General features: G+C 37.2%; 5 protein-coding genes. All 5 read right to left on the bottom strand.

Features of this window, described 5'->3' with window-relative positions; translation table 11 throughout:
- Positions 1–114: 114 nt before the first annotated feature.
- Positions 115–1,350 (bottom strand): zinc-ribbon domain-containing protein, encoded by a 1,236-nt coding sequence (locus tag ACYQ35_RS00790; RefSeq protein ID WP_459829185.1) that lies wholly within the window; start codon positions 1,348–1,350, stop codon positions 115–117.
- An 11-nt stretch (positions 1,351–1,361) separates the two neighbouring features.
- Positions 1,362–1,916, bottom strand: a complete 555-nt coding sequence (locus tag ACYQ35_RS00785; protein ID WP_009462376.1) for a YARHG domain-containing protein — start codon at positions 1,914–1,916, stop codon at positions 1,362–1,364.
- 26 nt (positions 1,917–1,942) lie between these two features.
- Entirely contained in the window at positions 1,943–2,818 is an 876-nt protein-coding gene (locus ACYQ35_RS00780; RefSeq protein ID WP_459829180.1) for a hypothetical protein, read from the bottom strand.
- A gap of 189 nt (positions 2,819–3,007) precedes the next feature.
- On the bottom strand, positions 3,008–5,038 hold the full coding sequence (gene htpG, locus ACYQ35_RS00775) for a molecular chaperone HtpG (protein WP_459829177.1): 2,031 nt from the start codon (positions 5,036–5,038) through the stop codon (positions 3,008–3,010).
- Positions 5,039–5,179: 141 nt separating this feature from the next.
- Positions 5,180–8,479, bottom strand: a complete 3,300-nt coding sequence (locus tag ACYQ35_RS00770; RefSeq protein ID WP_009462373.1) for an FtsX-like permease family protein — start codon at positions 8,477–8,479, stop codon at positions 5,180–5,182.

Here is an 8,479-nt window from a genome sequence, read left to right as displayed (position 1 = left end):
AAAGAAAAAAGAAAAAAGAAGAAAAAAAAAAAGTAAGGGAAGAGAGAAAAGAAAACGGAAAGGAGAATAAGTAAAAAAAAAAAAAAAAAAAAAGAAAAAAAAGGTAGAGATTGTTTAATAGATTAGATCGTAATATGATATTGGAAGACTTTGTAATTTCCAACCATCTTCTTCCTTGACATAAGTCACCGTTCCACTGTTTTCTTTTTCTTCTGTTTCCATCTGTTCTGACCAAAAACGCTTATAAGTTGTTTTAATCTTCATCGAAACATCAAAGGTCAGTTTGTTTTCATAATAATTATTCAATGTCAATTTGACATCAACTATATTAAAAGACTGGATAACTACTCCCTCCGTATCCATAATTCGGTAGAGATCTTCATAAGAAGATTTAACGAAAGAACGTTTCATAGCCTCTTCTGAGAATATTTCCTTCATTTTGCTGAAATCTTCTTTGGAAACCGCTGCAGTTAAAATCTTCTCCAAATCTTTTCCAAACTGTTCAGCCAGTTTTTCTTTTTCTTCTTCCTTCGGAACAAGTTCAATACGCTCACCCAGTGTATTTGAATCTATCTGTATGATATCCCGGTATGGTTCCATTCCCTCTTCTGATACTTCCAACTGATACTGTCCCTGAAACAGACTAGGGGCTGTAACTTTTTTCATACCTTCTCTTCCGGAGGACTTGCTCTCTTTTATTTCCTCGCCGTTTAATTTCACCGTTGCATTTTCAGGAACAGTCAGACTCCAGTCATCTACAACTTCATCTGTAGGAATAACATTCCATTCATTCCAAAATAGAAACTTCTTCTCACCTTTTACAAGTGAAACTGTTTCGTATTCCTCTTTTCCGCTTCCTGACTCACGATAAGTTATTCCGCAAGTAACAGAATCGGAGTCTTTCTGCCCTCCATTCTTTTTTGCTGTAACCGATTGATATTTTATCGTCTCATTATCTTGTGAATGTGCGTTTACATACATCTGCTTGCTTAACTCTTTTTCATTTCCAAAAGAGTAGTAGTCATATACTTTGCTCCACTCACAGTCGGATTTTGCTTTCCAGTATTCCAGCGCCGTTGTCTCTGCCGAATATTTTTTATCTAATGAGAAATAGATACCAACCAGCACTGCCACCATAACTAATATTTCTCCGATTAAAAGGAAGTTGATTTTAGAACCCTTCGGTTTCTTTTCAGGCATCTCCACAATTCTCTCAAACTGTTCATCTGCCTCTTTGACCGCCGCTGCACTGTCAGTCTCTTCCTCTCTATACTCCGCCAAGGAAGTACCGCACTCTCCACAAAATAAATCATCATCATTGCACTTCGTTCCACAATTTGGACAAAACATCTCTTCACCCCCTACGACCAGCCTTTCGCATCTGAATATGCCTGCAATTTTTCCACATTTTTCTTTTCAATTTCTGAAAAACCTGCACTAACTTTATTCATATCCGGCTCTTTTGTCATATTCTTATACCAGTCAAACTGATTAAAATGATTTATGTATTCTTCCGATGTGAACTGATAACCATGTCGGGCATAAATTTCATTGATTGCCAGTCTCAGCGTCTGTTTATCATTCACTTTCTCATTAATCATCTCATCTGTAAGCAATGTTTTATCACTGTCAGGAAATACCAGTTCCGACTGTGGTTCCGTAACATTTTTCTCTGTCGGACTATCCGCAGCGGTAATTTTCTTTCCATCAAACGCAATCTGTTTATCCGCTTTATATTCTTTTGTCTCGTCCACTTCCTCATATCTTGAAGCATTTGGCTTAAAATCTGAGTTCCAATTTGCTTTGACTGATTTTCCCTCGTTTCCCGCTATAAAAAAAGTGAGTACAAGTGCAACTATGAGTAGTACATCTACGATGCCAAGCAAAATGGCAACTATTTTTTTCTTTCCTCCCATATGTCAACTCCTCGTTCTAAAAAATGCTAAAAGTTTAATAAACCACCCATCAAAGTTCCCAATATACTTGATAAAACTTCTTTTCCACACAGATAAATCACAATGTAAGAAATAACCGCCATAATTACTTTTGCAATAAAATATGCGTAAACTTTGCGGTCCTCACTTGTCTGTACAAGTACACGATAACTTCCAAATTCAACTATTGGTAATAAAATTGATGTCAACGCTATAATAATAATTCCGAAATTGGCTGATATAAAACATACAATTCCTGCCACAATATAAATCAATGTTTCATATAGCGCTCTTGTCCCTACAACCGAGAGCATTGCACTCTGCTCCGTCACACCATTCAGCACACCTGAAAATACTTTTAACATTAACGCTTCAAGGCAATCTGCTCCAAGTGTCAAAAGAATTGCCATGATAATAATGGTTACTGTTGGTATCTCCACAAACCCGCCTAATGCCGAATCCATTTTTGCAAGCATAATAATTGTAAAAATAAGAACTACCGCTGCTTTGATTGCTATAAATTCAATCCCCGGTATACTCGATTTTCCGTCTGCAATTTTCTTTGTCTCGGTAACAGGGTGCTTCAGAAGCGGAATAATCTTAGCAAATACATTTTTCGTCTCATTCACGACAATTGTACTCTTCTGGCTAATCCATTCTGCTTCTTTTGTCTTCTCGCTCGTCTGACTTACTGTTTCATTTTGTGTCTGATTTGCTGTCTGTTGTCCTCCGTCCCATCTTTCCGGCTGAGGTTCGGTTGTCTGTGGTTCAACCTCATTTGCTGCCACTTTCTGAGGTTCTGAATAATTATTATTCTCTTGCTGACAAGTACAAACTTCGCCCTCTTCTAATTTTCTTCCACATTTCGTACAAAATTTTGCCATACTACTTCCTCCTCATAAGTTATATTTTTTATTAATTATATTGTTTTTGTCGATTAATGTCAATTTTTATGACTTATTTTTTACATTTTCAGTAATATTAACCAAAGTAATTCGTAGGGATATAGCAAAAGGCGTTGAAATAATTCACATGAATTTCTTTCAACGCCTTTAAATATTCAACTTATTCTATTATTTTGCCAACAACATCATAATCTCATTACTTCTGTTGATAAACGCCGTCATCTCTTCAGGATTCAACGGTTTGTTGCTTAACATCGCCAAATCATACAACTGCTGACAGAACATCTGTGTATGTTCACCGTCTTTATTCTCCAATACATACTGTACTAACGGGTGGTTCGCATTTAACACAAGTGTTACGTCTGTTCCGAACATAGACGGATCCATACCGTACATATTGTACATTCTCATCATTTCCTGCATACGTCTAGATTCTTCTGATAATGTAACCATCGCCGCTACATTTTCATGTTTCAGTTTTTCCACTTTTACTGACAATTTATCATTTGATAACGCTTTTCTAAAGACTTCCGTCAATGTCTCTTTCTTTTCTTCCAATACTTTTGCATCTTCTTCTGAAACTTCTTCCTTAAGTCCTTCTGTTAAGTCCGCATCAATACGCTGGAATTTTACGTTTTCATTTCTCTGTTCCAACTGTGAAATAAACGCAGAATCAATGTTATGTGTGAGAAGCACCGCGTCCATTCCTTCTTTTTTGAACATGTTAATGTACTGGCTCTGCTGCTGCTCATCAGTCACATAATAAATTGTTGTTTTTTCCTTTTCTTCAGACTTCTCCTCAGCATTTTCTTGTTTTTCCGTTTCCGGAACAAGGTCTTTCAACGTCATATATTTATGTTCTAAGTTCTTAAACAGAATGTAGTCGCTCATTTTGTCGCAGAATTTTTCGTCTTTTAAGCAGCCAAATTTGATAAACGGACTGATGTCGTCCCAATATTTCTCATAGGATTCCCTGTCTGTCTTGCACATTCCCGATAACTTATCAGCCACTTTTTTAGAAATATAGTCTGCGATTTTATTGACAAATCCGTCATTCTGCAATGCACTTCTTGATACATTTAACGGTAAGTCAGGACAATCGATTACACCTTTTAATAACATAAGGAATTCAGGAATAACTTCCTTAATATTATCCGCAATAAATACCTGATTGTTGTACAGTTTGATTGTACCCTCTATAGATTCATATTCTGTATTGATTTTCGGGAAATATAAAATTCCTTTTAGATTAAATGGATAATCCATGTTTAAATGAATCCAAAACAATGGTTCTTTGTAATCCATAAAGACTTTTCTGTAGAAATCAATATATTCTTCTTTTGTACACTCATTTGGGTGTTTACTCCAAAGTGGTGTTGTATCACTTAAAGATACGGAACGTTTGTTGATTTTCACCTTGTCAACAGCAGGAGAAACTTCTACCATCTCTTTTTCGCCGTTTTCATTCTCTTTTTCTTCCATCTTCGCTTCTTCATGGATATGTTCAACAACTACATCGTCTTCGCGAAGTTCGGATTCTAAAATCGTTTCATATTCCTGTTCCGCATTTTCTTTAGATAAGAAAATTTCAACCGGCATAAAGGAACAATATTTTTCAATTACTTCTCTTACACGGTATTCATTAGAAAATGCTACACTATCTTCATTTAAGAAAAGAGTGATTTCTGTTCCTACTGTGTCCTTTGTTCCCTCTTCCATATCATATTCTGTTCCGCCATCACAAGTCCAGTGTACAGATGTTGCACCTTCTTTGTAAGAAAGTGTGTCAATATGTACTTCGTCCGCAACCATAAATGCAGAATAAAATCCTAAACCGAAGTGACCTATCATATCATCTTCTGTTGTTTTGTCTTTATATTTTTCAAGAAATTCTGTTGCTCCTGAAAAAGCAATCTGTGTAATATACTCTTCCACTTCATCTGCTGTCATACCAATACCGGTATCAATGAATTTCAATGTCTTCTCTTCCGGATTCACAACAACCTCTATTTTCGCTTTATAGTCTTCCGGAATAGAGTATTCTCCCATCATATCCAGTTTTTTCAATTTTGTGATTGCATCACAACCGTTTGAAATTAACTCACGAACAAAAATATCGTGGTCAGAATACATCCATTTTTTAATAATCGGGAAAATATTTTCACTGTTGATAGAAAGATTTCCGTGTTTTGCTCCCATTTATAACAACTCCTTTTTCTTTTATTGCCTAACAGATATATTAATACCCTTATTTTTAAATGTCAATAGAAAATTAGCACTCATTCTAAATGAGTGCTAATAAAATTATAAAGAGTATAAAGTTTTTCTAAATTGTACTTTCTATTCCACACTTTTTAATGATTCCACCATATTAATTTTCTTCAATTTGTAATACATTACCCAGTTTACAAAAATTGAAAATCCGAATGTGAATAAAAGTGCAATCACATAACTTACGAAGTCTATATTTCTTCCAAACATTACATCATCAATTTCTACGGTCACAATAACAAACCGATGCAGTAAATATCCCATACCACACCCCGCAATCGAGCCAATCAGAGTCAGCAGAATATTTTCTCTGTAAACATAAGCCGCCACTTCTCCGTCATAGAAACCAAGCACTTTAATCGTTGCAAGTTCTCTCTTTCGCTCTGTAATGTTAATATTATTCAAATTATACAGAACAACAAACGCAAGCATTCCCGCCGCCACAATGAGAACAACAATAACACTGTTTAAAGTTTTTAACATATCGTCAATTCGCGTCTGGAGGTTGTCTGTATACTGCATATTCATTACCGCTTTTGTCTCCAGCATATCCTCACCTATCTGTAATGTTGTTTTCTCAGCTGCATTTTTTAACTTGTAAAGTTCACTGTTAAATGAAGGACTTTCTCCATACATTTTTTCATACATACCTTTTGTCAGATAAATGTAATGCCCCATATAATTTTCACATATCGCCGTAACAGTAACTTCTTTTTTCCTGCCGTCCTCATCTTTGATATAGACTTTATCACCTTTTTTTACATCTAATGTCTTTGCCATTTTTTCAGTTAAAACCGCGCCTGTTTCCGTAAGTTTATATTCTTCATCTGTCTTTCTGTCTTTCAAGGTCACAAATTTATCAAATTCCTTTGTATCTGACGGAACATACATATATACGTCCTTTTCCGTACTTCCTTTTCCCACTTTGATATTTTTCATGTAAATCTGTAAGGAATCCTTTATTTCACTTTGCGTTTCCTTATAAGTTTCCAACGCCTTTTTCTCTTCATCTGAGGCATCTTCATTTAACAGTGACTGTAGATTGTACTTCTGTATCTCCCCATATTGAATGACACTGATACTGAAAATGGAATCCTTCAGTCCGTACCCAACCAAGATAAGCGCCATACAGCCGCCAATTCCAAATATGGTCATGAAAAATCTTTTCTTGTAGCGAATGAGATTACGGATAGTAGATTTCCATATAAAACTAAGTCGTTTCCAGATAAACGGAATTTTTTCTAAAAATACTCTTTTTCCCTGCTTTGGTGACGGCGGTCTCATAAGCACTGCCGGGTGCTCCGCCATTTCTTTATAACAGGCAAGTATCGTCGCAAACATTGTACAGGCAACCGCTGCCACCGTTGCCATAACGGCATATTTCACATTATACGGAATAACGATATTCGGCATATGTACATACATAATCTGATATGCAAAAACAATCACATACGGATATAGTTTTTCTCCGATCAGAACACCTGCGATACTTCCTCCCACTGTGGCAATTAACGCATAGTTAATGTATTTTCCCGCAATCGAAAGACGGCTGTACCCCAGCGCTTTCATCGTTCCTATCTGTGTTCGCTGCTCTTCAACCATACGGGTCATCGTTGTCAGACTGATTAAAGTTGCCACAAGGAAAAAGATAAGCGGAAATACTTTACCAATCGCCTTAATTCTCTCCGCATTGTCTCCATAACCGCTGTATTCCGGAAATACTTCCCTGTTATTTACATACCATTTTGGCTTTCCAATCGTTCCGATTTCTTTTTTCGCGTCTGCGATTTTCTTTTCGCCATCGGAAATCTTTGCGTCCGCCTCTTTTTTTGCCGCGAGATATTCTTCCTTTCCTTTAGCCAGATCTTTCTCACTTTTTTTGATTGCCTCTTCTGCTTTTTTGAATTCCTTCTCTTTTGAAGTCAGTTCTGTTTTCCCCTGCTGCAGTTGTTTTTCCCCATCAGCAATCTGCTTTCCGGCTTTTTTCAACATCTCTTCATTGTGTGCAATTTCCTTTTTCGCCTGATTGATTGCTGTCTGACCTGCAGAAAGTTTCGCCTCTATTTCCTGCAACTGTCCTTTTAATGCGGATACCTGCCCTTCCATTTTCTGAATGGCATTTGCTATAACAGCCTGCTTCTTTTTCAGTTCCTCTATCTGTGCCTTTTCTTCCGGAATATCCGGATTCAGACTTTCTATTTGTTTTTGAATGATATTGTACTGCACCCTCTGCTCCGCAAGTGTTTTTTCCAGTGTCTTTATCGTACCCTGCAGTGTCTGTATTCCCTTCTGCGCTTCCGCATATTGCTTCTGAAACTCTTTTTCCTTCGCCTCTAAAGTTTCCTTTCCCCGTTGTAATTGACTTATCCCTGTCTCATACTCTTTCTTTGCCTGCAAAAGTTCTTTCTCTTTCCCGGAAAGTTTACTTTTTGCTTCTGAAATTGCTTTTTGCCCATCGGAAAGTTGCTTTTTCCCTTCAGTCAGTTTTTTTTCACCGTCAGATATTGTCTTCTGCGCCGAATCCAATTCCTCTTTCGCCGTCTGTTTTGCCTTATTCAACTCTGTTTCTGACTTTGAAATCTTATCCTGTGCTTCCGATACAATCTCTTGTTGTCTTCTCCGGCATTGAACATCTTCTATTTCCTTGATTTTCTCTGACACTTTCTCTACTTTGGAATCATATTCTCCGGTAAATGCTGTCTCCTGTTTCGCACCTTCCACTTCTATCAGACCTTCGGTGTACACCTCCGTCAAAAATGTCTCAGGAGTTACTACAATAAATCCGCTGACTTCTCCCGTACCAATCGTGCTGCTTCCCCTTTCAAAGGAAATGTAACACGGACTGCTCCCGGCTCCCACAATCCTGTAAGATGAATGTTTAAGCGTTTTATCTAACCCTTCTTCCGTTCCCGATTCCAGTTGCACCGTATCTCCCACTTTATATCCTGCCATTTTCATAAAATCAATGTCCATAAAACATTCATTGTCTTTCTTAGGCATTCTTCCTTCCAACACATCTGGCTGATTCATTGTGGGAAGATCCGACATAACATGTACTACCTTCTCACTGTCCTCCAATTGACATATGGCGTCCGTACTGTAACCATACTCTGCTTTTTTCACGCCCTCCACCTGTCTAATGGCTTCTGCATCTTCCTCCGTAAGTCCAAACGTACTCATCACTTTCAAATCTGCCAAATGGTGTTCATCAAAATATTCATCTGCAGAAAATCTCATATCCGGCTCTGCCGCCCGTATTCCCGCAAAGAAAGAAACTCCAAGAGCCACAATGAAAAAAATTGATAAAAAACGCCCTAAACTCCGTTTTATCTCCATATAAAAATCTTTTCTTAACGCTTTTTTCTTCAT

This window comes from Faecalimonas hominis (genome assembly GCF_054660755.1).
The sequence above is the reverse complement of the archived record's forward strand: the minus strand, read 5'-3'. Positions and strand labels throughout refer to the sequence as shown.